The sequence below is a fragment of the Halorubrum sp. SD683 genome, assembly GCF_002135045.1.
GTDB classification, from domain to species: Archaea; Halobacteriota; Halobacteria; order Halobacteriales; family Haloferacaceae; genus Halorubrum; species Halorubrum ezzemoulense.
The window spans coordinates 48,532-65,094 of sequence record NZ_NEWJ01000007.1 but is presented as its reverse complement, the minus strand read 5'-3'; the positions used below and the strand labels follow the sequence as shown (position 1 = coordinate 65,094).

Genomic DNA, 16,563 nt, shown 5'->3' with positions numbered 1-16,563 from the left:
ATTTTTATTCTATGTATAGAAACAACATAATTTGAAAATAATTTTGAATTTAAATTGTAATATGCTGAATATAAAATAGGGCTTATTTTCTCAGATAAGAATGGATATATTTTCTTAAGCAGTTCTCTTAGACCATCTTGTGACAGGATTTCTATCCCTCGAGAGATGTGTCCCATATGGGGCGGAGTTTCTCAAGCAAAAAGCATCTATCGATCAAATAGTTTTATTCATATTAAGATATCGATTAAATTTAAGGTATTCAAATGTTTTCTATTAGATGAGCCTGTCATAGAAACCATCTCATAGCTTGAGCTTCTCGCGGCTAGGGTCGTCTCCCCGCTCGAAGTTGGTGATTACAACGATGAGATGGAGACACAGCGCAAGGAAACTTGTGTTCGTGCGTGGACGCGGCCTCGGGCACGTTCGCGCCCGAGGCCGCAGTCCTTGACCGCATCATTGGTTCGTTCGACTCCTGTCCGGTACCTGTACGTCTCGTCTATGATGGATTGCTTTAGCTGGACCTCTTCGCTGTGTTCTTCGATACGGTCTTCGGCTCTGTACTCGATGTCTTTCGGGTCGTTAGTGTTTCGTGGATTGTACGGGGTAACCGGCACGACCACCTGCTGGCCGCAGGTGGTTGTGCCAGTCGAGGATATCGTAGGCCCTGTCTCCGAGCATCCAGATCGGTGTATTGACGGCGAGCGCGTCACGCGTGACGCGCATCGCCGTCTCCTGATCCGCTTGTTTAGCTTCAGTCGGTCACATCGGGTTAGAGGAAGTGTCTGCTTTGGGGGGATGTACAACAACCCGAAGCAGACAGCGAGGTAGAGGAAGGGCACTGCTTAATTTTGTCGTCAACAGCCTTGACGAGGAACTTGCGATAGATCTCGGCGAGAACGTCGAAGTCACCACAGAGAAACTGTATGAGGTCCTCGCCGGCGCCAGCGCCGGCGGGACCTCAATCAACCACGTCTGCGAAACGACAGACGACTCACCGCACGCCAACACCGTCCGGGGACATCTCGTACTCCAGTAGAAACTCGAAGTCAAGATGCTCAAACAGCGGAACCGTCTCGGTAGCCGCTACATTCAAGAACTCGTCGACCGAGGCTTCGTTTTGTAGGGCTTTGGAGCTTGTAGACACTATCTCCAAACCCTGCTGCTTCGCACGTGAGGCTTTCTATGACAGGCTCATTAGATTACAAAAATAGTCTTATTATTAATCGTGTTTTTTGATGTTTAATACACGATCATAAATCCGATCGAGTTTTGAACTCCAATTAGCTTGTGCCGCGAGTTTTTTTCGGGCTTCGATATTATTATCCCACGAGAGGACCTTATCACAAGCATCCGAGAATTCAGTCAATCGACCAGCTGTGTGTAGATAGATCCCTTCTTGAGTGTACCGTTCTGTTGACGGAAGTCCACAGCCGACGACGGGAAGACCACTAGCAAGGTACTCGTTAAATTTCAGCGGAAAAACAGCCTTATTATACTCAATCTCCCGATATGGCATCAATCCCACATCGAGACTGTTCATGACCTTCGGGACTTCACCCGGATTGACCGCACCCGTCCAGATGACGTTTGGGTACTCCAGTAGGTGTTCAATCTCGCCACCCTCTTGTGGACCGACCAAAACGAGCCTCCATAACGGATTCTTCTCCGCGAGGCCAGCCAATACCTGATAGTCGATCTTCTGTTTCAGTTTGCCCACAAATCCAAGTCTTGGACGGTCAATTTCTTCGATCCGTTCGTGTGTGGCCGTAGTCTTGAATTTGTCCAAATCGACACCGGTTTCTTCCAAATGAATCGGCGCATTCGTGTTTTCACTCAACTTGTCGAAGAGGTACTCGGAGGAAGCGAACACGACATCGGCATGTTCTAGTATCTCGATTTCGCTCCACAGTGACAAGCGTGCTCGGGTTCTGTTTCGGTAAGACTCGATCAATCCCTTATTGTGTTCGTACTTCCAGCCGGTCGTAGTATGATTGTCGCTACAGTCGTAGACGATCGTATCCCATAACTCATCAAAGTCACAGAGACAAGAAAACAGTGGTGAATAATACCATAGAACAGTTCTTTTCGAGAGAAATTCGGTGATTCGAGATCGAATTCTACTCTTAAAATAGGTTCTAAAACCAGATCTATCTATTAAACTGCTCGGGAGTCGAATAGACATACTCTGAGTTGGGAAGGTGATTTCCCAAATATGACTGTGTTTTTTATCAATACTCCACTTGGAGACAGAGTCGGGATACAACCAGAGAACGGCCTTGGTCGAAGAATGCCTAGAAAGGTAATTAGCCAATCGGTGTTCCCTGTGTGGAATCTCGTGATCGTATTCATGCCCACCAACGATCACGTGTGTAGTCACACCTTGTCCCATAGTTAACTCAAAATCAATCAATAGTATAGTATACACCGATCTAATTTATACATTAGGATCTCGTGTGAATAGAACATCTGTGTGAATTATCAGATTATATGTATTCATAAATGGAGTGTGAGTTTTATTTCCAATTTCAAATTTGCGATAAATATTACTATCCAATAATATTTTCGATAATAAACAATTCAGTCGATCACATCGACAGGCGCGTAATCTGGTCTGATGGCAGTGGATCAGATCGAACTGGTCCTGGAGCGTCTTCGAAGCGCTGGTGAGCGTAATCTTCGGGAGGGACCGTCGCTGTCGGCGGTGGACCGCCGCCGACGCGACAGCGTCGCCACTCACGATCACTACCTAAATCGGTGGGCAGCTACCGGAAGAACCGGTTGTCGAGTGGCTGATTCGCTGGAATAGACCTACGTACACCAAGCGCTGTCCAAGCGGCCAGCGGCACCATATCACAGAACTCCGTGAACGGCCACCTCCAGAGGGGGCGCCGCCAGTTGCACACCTTCCCAAAGCAGGCACTCCCTCTAACCCGATGTGATCGACTGAACCTTAGTCAAAAAGTGAATCAGCAGTTTCATATCTACAGATGCGTACTTTTAATGTAGGATGGTGACGGTAAGCGTCGTAATTCCAACATACAACCGAGCAGATGTTCTTCCCAGAGCTATTGAGAGTGTTTTGAATCAGACGTATGGCGACTTCGAGATTATTGTAGTTGATGATGGCTCTACTGATAATACTGAAGAAGTGGTCACATCATATACAGATGATCGAGTAGATTACATACCATTTGATGGAAATAAAGGAGCTAACGCTGCTCGAAACAAAGGAATTGGACAGTCTAAAGGCAAATATATTTCATTTTTAGATTCAGATGATAAGCTCTTGCCTACCTATCTTGAGGAATGTGTAGTACAGCTTGATAATTCAGGTGATGATATCGGTGCTGTATTCACCTCTTTTCGCGTTTATGAGGATGACTCATTATCAGATATTACAGTAGCGCCTTCCGGACAAGTAGGTTTTCAAGATATTGTCGAAGAAAATTCAATTGGAGGATTTTCTTGTATTACAGTAAAAAGAACTGTATTTGAGTCTATTGAGCAACTAGACGAGGATCTACCATCAAGCCAGGATTATGACTTTTTTATACGACTGCTCAATAGTTATGACGCAATCGGGGTTGAGAAACCACTTCTAGAATACTACTTGAGTGATGACTCGATAAGCACTAATATTGAAAGAAAGATAGGCGGTCAAATACAGATCGAAAAAAAGCATAGAGATGTTCTCTCAGATAAACGCCTTGCCAACCACCACTATTCTCGTGGATTCTTGTATATGGACGATAGTTCCCGGTCACGTGCTATCTCAGAATTCCTACAAGCAATTCAATTGAATCCACTATATCCTTGGTACTATTACCACTTGTTTTTCTCTTTTTTTGGAGCTAAAGTGTTCAAATATTCACTATATCTAAAGAAACGCGCAAAAATTTTACTATACGGGTCTCAACAGTGAAATACCTATAAGCTATTGGACACTGCTGTCTTTACTTTTTCTTTTTCGGTTTTCCAGTTATATTTTTCTACAATCAGTTGTCTTCCATTATTTCCAAGCCTTTGTGCTTCATCTGGGTCCGACAGAAGTTGTCTCATTCCGTCTGCTAATTCGGTCTTATTCCCCGTATTGACGGTTAGTCCACACTCAAGCTGCTCAATCGCTTCACCGATTCCTCCAAAGTTTGGTCCGATAATGGGGAGTCCCGCGTTCATGTAGTCAAATATTTTTCTCGAATTGAACCGAGAGATACGATTCATCCTCACGTTTTGATATGGCGCAAGCCCGATATCTGCTTCTAACAAGTGCCCGTGGACCTCATCATAGGGGATTTTATCGATGAATGTGACACTCTGTCTGATTCCTTTCTTTTCAGCGGTTGCTATCATTTCCTCACGAATTGAGTCGAAAGATGGCCCGATAATCGTCATTTCTGCTTTAGGGTAACTATCCATAACCTTAGCGAAGGCCGGGATGAGTTTCTTTACTCCTTTTACTTCTTCTAAATTTCCAACATATATCAGAGAAGATGACTGTTTGTGTTTTTTTAATTTCTTCTTTTGGGGAACATTATATATGGTTTCGACAATTGGAGCTCTATTCTTGTACCGTTTGAGTATTACGTCGTCTTTTGAATCTATGACAAATATTATATCAACAAATGGCAGAAACGTAGACTCAATAGATAAAATAGCTTTTGTTAGAGTTTTTGAACTCCAATATTCTTCCGCGTATTTTTCTATGACATCATAAACGAGAATAGACCTGGAAATAAGCGAAAGAAGTCCTGCGGCTGGAAGCAATCCAATGTGAGGACAATAGATAATATCTGGATTTTTGTTATAGCCTCTAATTATATATTCTACTAATAACAAAAAAAACATGACTGATTTTAATAGTATATTCACAGCCTCTAAAGTGGTTAGCGGTCTTAGGCTGTGAGGTTGCTCTAATGACCTAAGCAGAGTGTTTTGCGGTGAAAGGACATCCATTTTGAGTCCCATCTCATCCATAACTCCCGTAATATGCTGGGCTCGAGGAACAAGATCTGCTCGAGAGGAGAGTACTAGAACCGATTTTTCAGTCTCCATTTGTCTCGTGTCAGTTTGGTAGTGAGTAAAGGGTTTTGAACATTGTATCCTACGCTCTACATTCTTTACAAGTGATTCAGTATGATTTTATCCGTCTTTAGTTAAGCCTCACACCTCGGTTGTGTAGCAGTAGCAAGCGTGTCTTGTAAGATTGGTCGTTGCTTGTAGATCTTTTGACCGCGCTCTTCCGAAGCAGATTGTTGGTCAGGTAGAGCTGTCGCTGTGAAAACGTAGCGGGCAAGGGTGACGCGAACGCGTCACCCGAACGCAAATGTTCCCATTTGAATTGCTGAGCTCAGAGGCGAGCGCCGCGAACCTGCTGGAGCAGGTTCGCTGGCGCAAGGGCCTCTGTTGCCCGCGCTGCCGGTCTGATACAGTCGTGCGTTAGTTTTTACCAGTGTTACAGACAGAGGTAGTTCCAGATGATTGGTTCATCAACGGTGGGGAGGCCTCGCTGAATTTGCTGTTTCAGCGTCGAAAGATCAGGGATGAGACGGTACTTGAACCAGTCATTGAGCCGATCCCAACATCCTTCGACCGGGTTGAGTTCCGGTAGTTTCGGTGGAAAGTACCAGACATCGAGATGCGCCTCGCCCTCTTCATCCCCACGCACGCACTCGACCGAACTGTCTCCGACAGTCTCAGTCGCGCGCTCATCACTGACGTGCTCTCAGAGATCCCTGTTGTAGAAGTACCCAGCCCAATCGAGAAACACGACCAGTTCCTCACCGAATCGATCTTGGAGCGCACCAAGTAGCCAAATCCCTTGCTGTGACGTGAGATTCTCTTCAGTCCAGCAGTAGAAGCTGTCACCGTCATCGGTGACAGCGCCCAGTACTGTTACATTATCCCACGAGTTCGATGATTCTATCGTCGGATTTGAGCCAATTGGGTACCAGCCACGGCGTTGCACAGTGCCGACACGCTTGGTAAACTGATCGACAACAACAACGGTTCTCTCGCTCAGCTCGGGTTGTTTTTTTGAACTGTCCGTTGAAATTCGACCTCTATTTCGGGGTCGGCTTCGTGATTGCGCGGCCGTGCTGTCCGGCAGGACAGCCCGGCCTTCCCCAACAGTTTGCGCGCGTGGCCTTCACTGTATTCGACGCCATACTCTTCTTTGACGTGGTATAACAGGAGTTTGGTTGACCACGCTTGCTGTTCGTAGCCACGGTCAGTTGGCGGCTCTTACAGATGCTCGAAAAGCTCCTCACGCTGATTATGTTCGAGTTTCGACGGCCGCCCTGACCGAGATTCGTCGTAGGGAGCCTGCTCGATCGGTTCTTCGTCGAACCAATCGAGCCAGTTCCGAATCGTTTTCTCGACAACGCCATGACGTTCAGCGAGCCTGTCAATCTCATCGCCCCGCTTTCGACCGATTGCCGCGAGTACACGTTCCCGCGGAATCTCCCCCTCTGTTTGCTCACGTAGCCCGTGAAGTTCTTCCAACGTGATATCGTCAAACCGACCCACTACGATAGAATACGACTATAGCGGTAAATTCTTTCGCACGACAGTATGAGTCGGTGATCAAACCCGGCAGCTATCGAGAGTACCAACGGTATCTCTGTAAGGATTGCGACCGCGCGTTCAACGACAAGACTGGCACGATCTTCGCACACGCGAAGATCAGCCTTGACAAGCTGTTGTTCGCGTTCTAATCGTTCCTCCAGTTCGTGAGAGGTAGCCGTCAGTCACGTCGTGACGGTTTCGTCTCCCAAGTCACTCAGCTTTGAACGTTGTCGTGTTGACACTATTTGGCCCGAAATCGGAGGAAAAGACGTTCTACGAGGAGTCTACGGTATCGGCCGAACTGGAGAGTGATTCACAGAGGATAATGAAGGCAGCGTTCACGGCGTTTGAACCTCTAGTGGAGAGTGGAGCGTCTGCGGCTGAACTCCCTTTTCCATGCTCACACCGTCTCAGCCGCCATTTTGGGTCCATTAAGTGTTAGATACTCAACGTTCAAAGCTGAGCAAGTCATAAAGACTCGTTTCAGTATCATATCGTCGAACGAGTATCCTCTTATATATTGCCTACGTTAGTCCGGTAAGCAATGTGCGGTATCTCCGGTGTCTACGCTGTCGACGACCCACCTTCGAAGGCAGAACTCGAAGTGATGAACGCGTGCCAGTGTCATCGCGGGCCGGACAGCGAGGATTATTTTCTCGACGGATCGCTCGGGTTCGCACACAGCAGACTCAGTATTGTGGGACTTGACACGGGAGACCAGCCGATCGAGAACGAAGATGGATCTGTCGTCGTCATCTTCAACGGGGAGATTTACAGTTACCCCGGACTCCGAGACGAGCTGGAATCCGCCGGTCACACATTCACCACAGACACGGATACGGAGGTTCTGGTACATCTCTACGAAGAACACGGATCGTCATTCGTCTCACACCTCAACGGGATGTTTGCGTTCGCGCTGTGGGATAGAGATCAAAAACAGTTGATCCTCGCTCGCGACGCACTTGGCATCAAACCGCTATTGCTCGCCGATGACGGGGAGCGAATCGGGTTCGCGTCTGAACTTCCGGCACTTCTGCGATCGGACATCGACCAAGGAGGACTTGACGAGACGGCGATTGCGGAGTACTTTTCGCTTGGGTTCGTTTCGTCTCCGAAAACTGCGTTTGAGAACATCCGAAAAGTACAGCCCGGAGAAGTTGTCACCATTTCCGATAGCGGAACGAATCGGACCCGTTTCTACGAGCCATCTATCGATCCCGTCTCCGAGTCCTTCGATAACGCGAGTTCGACCCTCCGACAGCTCATCACTGACGCGGTTGAGAAGCGGTTAATGAGTGACGTGCCGCTCGGGACGTTCCTGAGCGGCGGTATCGATTCATCGATCATCACCGGAGTCATGTCGCAACTCTCCGAGGATCCGGTCCGAACCTTCACTATCGGCTTCGAGGACGATCGCTATGACGAGTCCGACATCGCCCGGAGCGTTGCCAAGTACCACGACACGGATCACACCGAATACGTCGTGTCTTCTGACGACGTTCGCGAAGTGATCCCCTCGGTCCTCGGTCAGTTGGGTGAGCCCTTCGCAGACCCGTCGTTGATCCCGACGTACGTCGTCGCACGCGAGACGAGTCAAGACGTTAAGGTCGCCCTCTCCGGTGACGGCGCAGACGAGCTGTTTGCGGGATACAACCGCTATCGTGGAGAACACTACTCCAAAATGTACCGGACGCTGCCGAACTCGATCCGATCGATGATGATCGAGCCCGTGGTGGACCGACTTCCTGCATCGAGAGAATCCCGGCTCGGTGAGGCCTTTCGAAAGGGACAGACGTTCGTCGATGCTGGTTCGGATGATATCTACCAACGACACTTCCAATGGGTACGGAAGAATTCGGACGAGACAGATACCGCGCACCTGAACTGCGATCCGACGGCTGCCGGAACGGCTGTCATAACACAGGAACACGAGAAGGTCGCCGAATGGCTCCCAAACGAGAGACAGGGAGATCTCGATCGGATCATGGCAGTCGACATGTATCACGGACTATCGAACCAAATGCTGCGAAAGGTCGATCTGGCGAGTATGTACAACTCGTTGGAGGTCCGTGTCCCGTTTCTCGACACGGCTGTCGTCGAGTATGCCCTCGGGCTGCCAACCGAATTCAAGATCACAACCCGAAACCGAAAGCGGATCCTGAAACATGCCTTTGAGGACGTCCTTCCTCATGAGGTACTCTCCAGGTCGAAACAGGGATTCGAAATGCCGATCGGTAATTGGTTTAAAAACGAGTTAGCCGATGACTTTCGGTCGGTCGTGTCGGAGTCGACGGCAAAACAGATCGATGCCGAAGCGGTTCTGGATCTCCACGAACAACATACGAGCGGACGGCACGATCACGAGTGGTTCCTGTGGAACATCTACGTCTTCGCCCATTGGCACAGGCGAATGGTTTCAGAGGGATACATCTCCGACTGAACGAACGAGTCATTTTTAACAATTCAGTTATCGAACATACACATGGTCGTTTCGGCTGTTCTGGCTAGTCTGTTTCTACTGCTTCTTGTCACGAAGTGGTACGATGATCACCAGTACCAGTTCGCTGTTCTCCCGGCGTTCTTCGGTCATCTTTTCGTCTCGATCGTTGTTCTGCCGCGGCTTCCCTATACGTGGGATATTGGCCAATTCGACAGAGTCGCCTCCGCATTCGTATCCGGCGAACTCGTATCCGCCTCCTCTACGGTTGCTACCTACGGAACATTCCAAGGGCTACTCTACGTCTTCTTCCCCTCAGAACCGGTAACCGCAGCGGTGTTCAACGGTCTCTTCGCCGTGCTCGTGTACATACCGGTCGCCTACCTTTACCGGTCGCTCTACCCATGGATGTCAGGTCACAACTACGGAGTGATGGCATTGATTCTCTATCTGCCGTTGCCGTTCCTCTTTTTCAGCCTCCCGATGCGAGACGCTCTCTCCGCTTTCAGTTTTATTTCTTTCCTCGCTCTTGGAGTGTACGCGCTTCGAGAACGAGACGCTGCGATCGGACTAGCGGTGGTTCCGCTGTGGGGGATGGTCTTCCTACTGCGTCCTGAACTCGGCCTCGTCGGTCTCCTTGGATTCGGTGCTGCAGGAAGCGTCAAACTCATCCGAGCACTTGAACTGGAGCTATCGATCCCCTCGTTGGCAGTCGTTTTAGGTGGGCTCGGTGCGCTCGGATTCGGTCTGTTCGCAGAAGTACTGTATTCTTTCGAGCGTGTGAACGCAGAACTCGCCTATCGCGCACAAGGGGGCGCAGTCTACCTCGACGGGATGCAGTACGGCTCTTGGTTCGATTTCCTGCTTGCCGCACCTGGGCGTGCGATTTACTTCATCTTCACGCCGTTTCCGCTTCACGTCGAGTCGGTGTTTCACTTGCTCGCCTTCACCGCAACGCCGATCGTGATCGTGCTGTTCGTTAGTGCGATCCGGTCGCTGTACGAGTGTGAATTCGATGAGACGGTCGCGGTCCTCCTGATCGTCGTCTTCCTCACCGGCTCCGCCGGCTACGGGGCGATCAACTCGAACTTCGGGACTGGGGTTCGGCACCGAATGACTCTCGAATTCATTCTCGTTGTCGTCGCCGCACCCGTGATCGCCCGCTGGGAGTTACTCGTTCGTGAGTGGCTCGGTGTAGTTCCACGTCACGGCGACGAGCACGACGAACAGCAGCGAAAAGCTCAAAAACTGGATAGTCACGTGGAGGCCCGAGGAGAGTATCCGAACGAGGCTGGCGAGTAATCCCAGCCCGAGAAGTCCTCCCAGCACGCGCTCGTCATTCAGCGCCCGAACCAGTATGCTCTCTTCGGCCCACCCAACAATCTGTGTCGAGATGCGATACAGAAGGGAGTTCTTGATGACCTCTACCGGGCTCAGCCCCATTACACGTTGACACGAGGAGTGGTTACTTATGAGTTGTTCTCGCCGAGCGACTGGAGCGTCCGCGTCGTGCGCTCGACGGTCTCAGCCCACCGATGTACGTCTGACGCGACCTGTCCGAAGGTCTCATTAGGGTCTGTGATCGCTTCAAAGAGTCCGTCTACGAACGATCTATCCCCGTTATCCGCGACCACGTGGCCGCGCTCTCCGAGCATCGACGTAACCTGATCCAGATCGCTCATCACAATCTCCAGTCCGCTCGCCATCGCCTCCAACACTGTTCGCGGCACCCCCTCTGCCCGACTCGGCAACACCAGCACGTCCCCGCTCCGGTACACCTTCGGCATCTCGTCGTAGGGCACGTGCCCGAGGAACGTCACCGCCTCTTCGATCCCCAACTCCGCCACTTGCGCCTCCAGGCCCTCGCGTAACGCGCCGTCGCCACACAGGTACAGCTCTGCGTCCGGGTACTCCGCGAACACCCCCGCGAACGCCTCGACCGCAAGCCACGGCCGCTTCCCATCCGCGAACCGCCCGACGAACAACACGACCGGCCCCTCCGCGTCGATCAGATCGCTCTCTGGGCCCTCCGGCGTGAATCGCTCCGTGTCGATCCCGTTCGCAACGACCTCGATCCGCGAACTCACGCCCAAGTCTCGCACGCGCTCTTTGTCCACGTCGGTGTAACAGAACACCACGTCCGCCTGATTGAACGTCCATCGCCCAAGCATCTTCAGGTAGATCGAGAACAGTCGCTCCGGCGCATTCTGACTGTACAGGCCGTGGTTCGTGATCGCCAGCGGAATGTCGCCGAGCCGCCGCTTCAGCGCCGCGAAATTTGTCACGAAGTAGCAGTGCGAGTGCGCGTGCATCACGTCGAAGTCGTCGGCGTCCGCATGCCAGAGGTACCGCCCTACCGCCGGTGAGACGTCGTTCCCGAGCAGCGTCACGCCCGGGGAGACGCGCAGGATGGTGTACCCGTGCGTCTCCTCGATCCGCGGCAGCGACTCGTCCTCCCGCGTCGTGAGTACCGTCACGTCATGGCCCATCGCGGCTTGGTCTCGCGACATCGCGTGAACGTGGTAGTCACCGCCGCCCTTCGTGTCGGGGTAGATCCACGGGGCGACACGGAAAATTCGCATTACCGACTCGTACCCGACGGCCGGGTACAAACGTACCGGTTCGGACTGCTCGCGTTTCGTCCGCCTCCGGCGTCGGTACCTCCGTCTCCGAATCACACAGACACACCACTATTTCGAGTGAAGCTCGGGGAGGAGGCGGGGCGTCACGGAGCGCGTCGGTGGTCGGGCCGCCAAAGGCGACATTTCACTTGAAACGGTGGTGTGTCTATAGCGTTCACTTGAACCATTTGAAAGGGTAGTTTTATAAACACAGTCGAGAGACGATGCCCTATGCATCGGTTCGAGCGGAAGGGGACCGTCTTCCGAAACAAGGACGCGCTGGGGGAGTCCTACCGGCCGGAGACGATCGAGGAGCGCGACGAGGAGATCGAGGAGTACATGGAGGCGCTCCAGCCGGTCGTCGACGGCTGGGAGCCGAACAACGTCTTCCTCTACGGGAACACCGGCGTCGGCAAGACGGCGGTCACCGACTACCTCCTCGGCCGACTTCAGGAGGACGTCGAGGCGTACGACGACGTCGACCTCTCCGTCGTCTCGCTGAACTGCAAGACGCTGAACTCCTCGTATCAAGTCGCCGTCGAGCTCGTGAACGAACTCCGGCCGGTCGGTGAAGAGATCAGTTCGACTGGGTATCCACAGCAGACGGTGTTCAACAAGCTCTATCAGGAGCTCGAAGCCCTCGCCGGGACGGTCTTGGTCGTCTTGGACGAGGTCGACTCGATCGGCGACCGCGACGAACTGCTGTACGAACTCCCCCGGGCGCGGGCGAACGGGAACCTCGAAGACACCGCCGTGGGGCTCATCGGCATCAGCAACGACTTCACCTTTCGCGAGCAGTTGGACCCGCGCGTTCAGGACACGCTCTGTGAGCGGGAACTTCAGTTCCCGCCGTACGATGCGCCCGAACTCGAGAACATCCTCCGGTCGCGCGCCGAGGTCGCGATCGTCGACGACGCGGTCGGCGCGGGCGTGCTGGAGTTCTGCGCCGCGCTCGCGGCCCGCGACAGCGGGAGCGCTCGACAGGCCCTCGATCTGCTCCGCCTCGCCGGCGAGATCGCGGAGAACGAAGATCGCGACGTGATCGAGCAGGACCACGTCGAACGCGCTCGCTCCCGGCTCGAACAGGAGCGGGTCCAGGAGGGGATGCGCGACCTGACCACGCACGGTCGGCTCGCGCTGCTCGCGGTCATCTCGAAGGCCGCCAAACGGGAGACGCCGTGCCGCACGCGGGAACTGTACGAGGAGTACACCGCGCTCTGTGACTCCTCGGGGGTCGACACGCTCTCACAGCGGTCGGTTCACAGCCATCTCTCGGACCTCCGGATGCTCGGGATCCTCTCCGCCGAGGAGAACCGAAGCGGGTCGCGGGGAAACTACTACAGCTACGAGCTGGACGTGCCCTTCGAGAGCGCGATCGAGGCGATGGAGGACGCCCTCCGACTCGACGCCGAGACGAACGCGATCCGCGAGATCGCGTCGATGAACGGGCTGTGACCCGGTCGGTTAAACGCGCCGATAAGTCGTTCCGACGGGGAAGGAGACACCCCGAGTAACGAGACGGGCGAGCGAGCGGGAAAGCGATACGTACGCCGAGAGAGGGACACACCACCCTTTCGAGTGAAGATCGCTAGAGCGAACACGGCGAGACGCGAACGCGAGCGATCCGGGTGTCTCGTGACCGAACACGACCGAGGGCTCACTGGCTCGCTTCACGTGAAATAGTGGTGTGTGACTCTCCCGAGACGTGACCTGAACCGCACTCAGTTCCGGAGAACCGATCGGGGTTTCACTTGAAACGATGGAGTGTCAGTGGCGCACCTCCACAGTTCCGAGCCACCCTGATCAACCGACCCGCGGCGACCGGAGTGAATCTGATCCGTCGTAACTCACGGTTCGGGATTCACGGTACCCACAACAGCTTCGCTCTGCTCTGTTGAATAGCGGTGTTGACCGAGGAGGTCAAAATTTGAGTCGGTTTGTTAACGGTTGACGCTAGTGGTCTCAAGATCGGCATCGTCTCACCATGGCTCAGAGGTCGCTATTCAACAGAGCACTTCGCTCTTGTGTAGAGCCGGGGAAAGACGATTTGCTATTTTGAACACCTGCCGCAGTCCGGCGATCTGAGCCCCAGTTGGCTATTCAATTCGCTGCTGGGTACGAATCAACGATCCCGTTCCGCGTTCTACAGAAGAGCGACGCAGATCGGCTCGATTCGACGGCCATCACGGGAGGGCTTCTGTCACGTCGACGAGCTCCCCGTCGGTCTGCCAGCGATAGAGGCGTTCTTCCCGGTCGAACAGCTCGAAGACGCCGTCTTGCATCCAGCCGAAGGGGTGGTCTTCGTCCTCGTACTCCCGCTTGAGGACGTGGCTCTTTGAGAAAAACTCCGTCGTCCCGACGAGCAGCCCCTGCTCGACGAGGAAGTCACTCGGCTCTTTTTCGGCGACGCCGACGAGATAGGTCACGATATCGGCGATCAGGCAGAACTTCTGGATGCTGTTGTCCCACTCCCCGCGGATGTCGACCATCCGGAACGCGTAGGCGTCCTGCCGGCGGTTGAGCCGGTCGACGACGAGATTTAGCCGCCGAATCGGCTCTCGGTCGTAGTTGCCCAGCACGAAGTACGATCGGTCGTTCTCGTAGACGGGCGTTAGCTCGCTCAGGGCGTGAAGGATCTCCTCGTTGTCCGCCAGCGAGATTGCTTCCTCGTCGAGTTGGTCCTTCGCACTCTTGAGGACCTCCTCGGAGACGGGCGGCTTCTCGTCGGACATGTACGAATCACCGCACCACCGTGCGATATGGTTTATGAAGTAAACCACCAACTCAATCGAGTGTTGTTTACCCTTCAGTGATTCACCCGAGAGTAAATTACTTATCGACAGAATGTGTACCGTGTCGTATGAGCACCGAACTTGGGACCAGTGATGAACTGGAGTCTCGTGAACTCGTCCACTTCGTCACCCAGCAGACGCGATTCTCCCTCATCAACAACATCCTTCAACACCCCGACCAGCTCCCGTCGATGTACGAACTCGAGGAGCTCAACCCCAGTGTGAGCGACGCGACCGTCTACAAGCATATCCAGAAGCTCATCGACGTTGGTATCGTCAAAGAAGTCGCCCTAGACGATGCCCAGCGTCGACAGGGCCACCCATGGAAATTCTACGGAATCACCGAAACGGGTCGGGAGTTCCTCGACGACCACAACCTGCTCGCCGCGGAGAAGACTCTCCAGCAGATCTACGATACTATCTCCGACAAGCCCGAGAAGATGGTCAAGTACGAGAACGCTCCACGTCCGAAAGACGCATGAAATTTTTGAGTAGTGTTACAGCCAGCAATCGCGAGAACCGTTTCTATCGTCTCACTCTTGTCTAGAACCGCGGGAAAACTGTTTGGATATTTGACACCTGTCGCCGTCCGACGGTCTGACTCGCAGTTGACGTACGCAGTTCGGTGTTGGGTACAGTTCAACGATCCCTTTCCGCGTTTCTACAGAAGAGTGACGATGTTTCTTGTAGAACCATCGTGAGCATCCTAATCAGTCCCTTCGTCAATATATTTCCAATCTTCGGTGTCTAGACGACCTTCGAGATATGCCTCGCCGTCTTCGGTGATCATGTAGACACCGTTTCCGAGATGATTAATAAGGCCCTTCTCAGCCAGTATTTTACACCGACGATGGACCTGTTGACGAGAGTATCTGATTGGACCTTCCCGCTTCATTTTGGTAGGGGAGCCAGATTCGTGTTCAGAGAGATACTCCAGAATACGGTCATCTACTGCAGTCATCCAGTTGCCCGCATATCTCATACGTGTGTTTCATACACCACAGTCTATATTACGGTCGTTTGTCTGTCTTGTACACCTCCGTTACACTAAAGTAACTGTGGTGTTTTAGAATAACCACGGAACCCGAGTGACGAACCCTCGGCTCGTGAGAAAGTGTAGAAACCCCGGCCGCGGTGTTCCAGCACCCGGCCGGGACGGGTTCTGTGTCCACTCACAGAACCATGCTAATGCTGGCAAGTGCGGGGCTTAAGCCCTACGAGACGACCGACGGATCGAACAGTACCAACTCCGGCTGCCGACTCTGTCCCAACCCGGCCGACGGCTACGACGCTGCCTTCGACGGCCCACTCTGTCGCACGTGCGCTGCGACACGCAACGTCGACGAGAACAGCCTGGAGGGCCACAATGCGTAGCCACACCACCCCGCTCGCCGATCTCTCAGCCACCCACCGCGACCTACTCTGGCTACTCTCACAGACCGGCCCCAGCGAGAGCGGTCCACTCCACCGCGCGCTCATCGACTACTACACCAACGAAATCGACCACACCCGCGTCTGTACCATCCTCGAGGAGCTCATCGAACGCGACTACGTCACCGTACACACCACCGACTCCCAGTACCGACTCACCGAATCGGGCCGTCGCGCACTTGCCGCGCGCCAGGCGTGGCAAGCTGCCACCAACACGGAGGGCGGCCGCGAATGACACGATCCGACGACCCCCACGCCGCAGCCCTTGCCCAACTCACCCGCATCACACTCGATACCGCGGACCCGATCTGTCAAGTCTGTGGCCACCCCCTCCACGACGGCGACGACATCACCGCCTACGCCTACCGCGCGGCCGGCGAACCCGTGTACGCGATCGGCTACGTCATGTGCGGATCGGATACCCACGAACACCCGACCGTCTTCACCCGCGGCGTTCGCGAGTACGTCCTCACGGGCCACATCGGGACCTGTTCGAACACCCGAACGCAGTCCACGACGTTCGTCCTCCTCGATCCGACCCCAGTCGTCACGAGTCCGACGACGACCGCCGAGCCACACGTCCACCCGGACGCCCCGACACCACGGGATCCAACCCAACCGACACGCCAGAAGCCAACCCCACTGCTCACGGCGGTTCGAGACCACGCCCGCTCTGACGGTGGCTCCCCACAGGAGGGGTCAGAGTGATGCTGGCCGC

Annotated in this window: 14 protein-coding genes and 7 pseudogenes; 10 read left to right on the top strand and 11 right to left on the bottom strand. The window is 53.5% G+C overall.

Annotation, left to right across the window (positions count from 1 at the left end; genetic code table 11):
- Window positions 1–300: 300 nt before the first annotated feature.
- Window positions 301–756, bottom strand: a pseudogene (locus tag B9G49_RS04060) (transposase); the annotation flags it as partial.
- Window positions 757–782: 26 nt separating this feature from the next.
- On the opposite strand from B9G49_RS04060, the pseudogene B9G49_RS04055 reads away from it, so the two are divergent.
- Window positions 783–1,033 (top strand): annotated as a pseudogene (locus tag B9G49_RS04055) (ISH3 family transposase); the annotation flags it as partial.
- On the opposite strand, the pseudogene B9G49_RS16140 reads toward B9G49_RS04055, so the two are convergent.
- The 3 genes and pseudogenes from B9G49_RS16140 to B9G49_RS16135 form a co-directional block, all read right to left on the bottom strand.
- A pseudogene (locus tag B9G49_RS16140) lies at window positions 1,022–1,144 on the bottom strand (IS5/IS1182 family transposase); the annotation flags it as partial. The pseudogenes B9G49_RS04055 and B9G49_RS16140 overlap by 12 nt on opposite strands.
- A gap of 75 nt (window positions 1,145–1,219) precedes the next feature.
- On the bottom strand, window positions 1,220–1,915 hold the full coding sequence (locus B9G49_RS16495) for a glycosyltransferase (protein ID WP_158093598.1): 696 nt from the start codon (window positions 1,913–1,915) through the stop codon (window positions 1,220–1,222).
- A gap of 847 nt (window positions 1,916–2,762) precedes the next feature.
- A pseudogene (locus B9G49_RS16135) lies at window positions 2,763–2,888 on the bottom strand (ISH3 family transposase); the annotation flags it as partial.
- 119 nt (window positions 2,889–3,007) lie between these two features.
- Here B9G49_RS16135 and B9G49_RS04040 point away from each other — a divergent pair.
- The gene (locus B9G49_RS04040) at window positions 3,008–3,922 is read left to right on the top strand and encodes a glycosyltransferase family A protein (protein WP_086215503.1); all 915 of its coding nucleotides are present in this window, start codon (window positions 3,008–3,010) and stop codon (window positions 3,920–3,922) included.
- Window positions 3,923–3,927: 5 nt separating this feature from the next.
- Here the strand turns inward: B9G49_RS04040 and B9G49_RS04035 are convergent, their stop codons facing one another.
- On the bottom strand, window positions 3,928–5,052 hold the full coding sequence (locus tag B9G49_RS04035; RefSeq protein ID WP_086215502.1) for a glycosyltransferase: 1,125 nt from the start codon (window positions 5,050–5,052) through the stop codon (window positions 3,928–3,930).
- Between the two features lie 271 nt (window positions 5,053–5,323).
- Here B9G49_RS04035 and B9G49_RS04030 point away from each other — a divergent pair.
- Window positions 5,324–5,437: pseudogene (locus tag B9G49_RS04030) on the top strand (transposase); the annotation flags it as partial.
- A 15-nt stretch (window positions 5,438–5,452) separates the two neighbouring features.
- Here the strand turns inward: B9G49_RS04030 and B9G49_RS17315 are convergent.
- From B9G49_RS17315 to B9G49_RS16645, 3 genes and pseudogenes are all read right to left on the bottom strand, one after another.
- Window positions 5,453–6,019: pseudogene (locus tag B9G49_RS17315) on the bottom strand (transposase).
- Entirely contained in the window at window positions 6,016–6,189 is a 174-nt protein-coding gene (locus B9G49_RS17310) for a winged helix-turn-helix domain-containing protein (protein ID WP_394334812.1), read from the bottom strand. The pseudogene B9G49_RS17315 and the gene B9G49_RS17310 overlap by 4 nt, the downstream one beginning before the upstream one ends.
- Window positions 6,190–6,240: 51 nt before the next feature.
- Window positions 6,241–6,525: a hypothetical protein gene (locus B9G49_RS16645; protein WP_198943807.1), complete on the bottom strand. Its 285-nt coding sequence runs from the start codon at window positions 6,523–6,525 to the stop codon at window positions 6,241–6,243.
- A gap of 47 nt (window positions 6,526–6,572) precedes the next feature.
- Here B9G49_RS16645 and B9G49_RS16130 point away from each other — a divergent pair.
- The 3 genes and pseudogenes from B9G49_RS16130 to B9G49_RS04010 form a co-directional block, all read left to right on the top strand.
- Window positions 6,573–6,710, top strand: a pseudogene (locus B9G49_RS16130) (IS1595 family transposase); the annotation flags it as partial.
- A 398-nt stretch (window positions 6,711–7,108) separates the two neighbouring features.
- Window positions 7,109–9,004, top strand: a complete 1,896-nt coding sequence (gene asnB / locus B9G49_RS04015) for an asparagine synthase (glutamine-hydrolyzing) (protein ID WP_198943806.1) — start codon at window positions 7,109–7,111, stop codon at window positions 9,002–9,004.
- A 42-nt stretch (window positions 9,005–9,046) separates the two neighbouring features.
- The gene (locus tag B9G49_RS04010; protein ID WP_086215501.1) at window positions 9,047–10,303 is read left to right on the top strand and encodes a hypothetical protein; all 1,257 of its coding nucleotides are present in this window, start codon (window positions 9,047–9,049) and stop codon (window positions 10,301–10,303) included.
- A 167-nt stretch (window positions 10,304–10,470) separates the two neighbouring features.
- Here B9G49_RS04010 and B9G49_RS04005 read toward each other — a convergent pair whose 3' ends face one another.
- On the bottom strand, window positions 10,471–11,583 hold the full coding sequence (locus tag B9G49_RS04005; RefSeq protein WP_086215500.1) for a glycosyltransferase family 4 protein: 1,113 nt from the start codon (window positions 11,581–11,583) through the stop codon (window positions 10,471–10,473).
- Between the two features lie 270 nt (window positions 11,584–11,853).
- On the opposite strand from B9G49_RS04005, the gene B9G49_RS04000 reads away from it, so the two are divergent.
- Entirely contained in the window at window positions 11,854–13,077 is a 1,224-nt protein-coding gene (locus B9G49_RS04000; protein ID WP_086215499.1) for an orc1/cdc6 family replication initiation protein, read from the top strand.
- Window positions 13,078–13,805: 728 nt separating this feature from the next.
- Here B9G49_RS04000 and B9G49_RS03995 read toward each other — a convergent pair.
- Window positions 13,806–14,354 (bottom strand): hypothetical protein, encoded by a 549-nt coding sequence (locus B9G49_RS03995; RefSeq protein ID WP_086215498.1) that lies wholly within the window; start codon window positions 14,352–14,354, stop codon window positions 13,806–13,808.
- A gap of 128 nt (window positions 14,355–14,482) precedes the next feature.
- On the opposite strand from B9G49_RS03995, the gene B9G49_RS03990 reads away from it, so the two are divergent.
- Complete coding sequence (locus B9G49_RS03990) at window positions 14,483–14,896, top strand: helix-turn-helix transcriptional regulator (RefSeq protein ID WP_086215497.1); 414 nt, start codon at window positions 14,483–14,485, stop codon at window positions 14,894–14,896.
- Between the two features lie 224 nt (window positions 14,897–15,120).
- On the opposite strand, the gene B9G49_RS16940 is transcribed toward B9G49_RS03990, so the two are convergent.
- The gene (locus B9G49_RS16940; RefSeq protein ID WP_086215496.1) at window positions 15,121–15,396 is read right to left on the bottom strand and encodes a helix-turn-helix domain-containing protein; all 276 of its coding nucleotides are present in this window, start codon (window positions 15,394–15,396) and stop codon (window positions 15,121–15,123) included.
- Window positions 15,397–15,780: 384 nt separating this feature from the next.
- Between B9G49_RS16940 and B9G49_RS03980 the strand changes: the two genes are divergently transcribed.
- Window positions 15,781–16,080: a PadR family transcriptional regulator gene (locus tag B9G49_RS03980; protein ID WP_086215495.1), complete on the top strand. Its 300-nt coding sequence runs from the start codon at window positions 15,781–15,783 to the stop codon at window positions 16,078–16,080.
- Window positions 16,077–16,553, top strand: coding sequence for a hypothetical protein (locus tag B9G49_RS03975; protein WP_086215494.1), 477 nt, complete (start codon window positions 16,077–16,079; stop codon window positions 16,551–16,553). The genes B9G49_RS03980 and B9G49_RS03975 overlap by 4 nt, the downstream gene beginning before the upstream one ends.
- Window positions 16,554–16,563 lie beyond the last annotated feature (10 nt).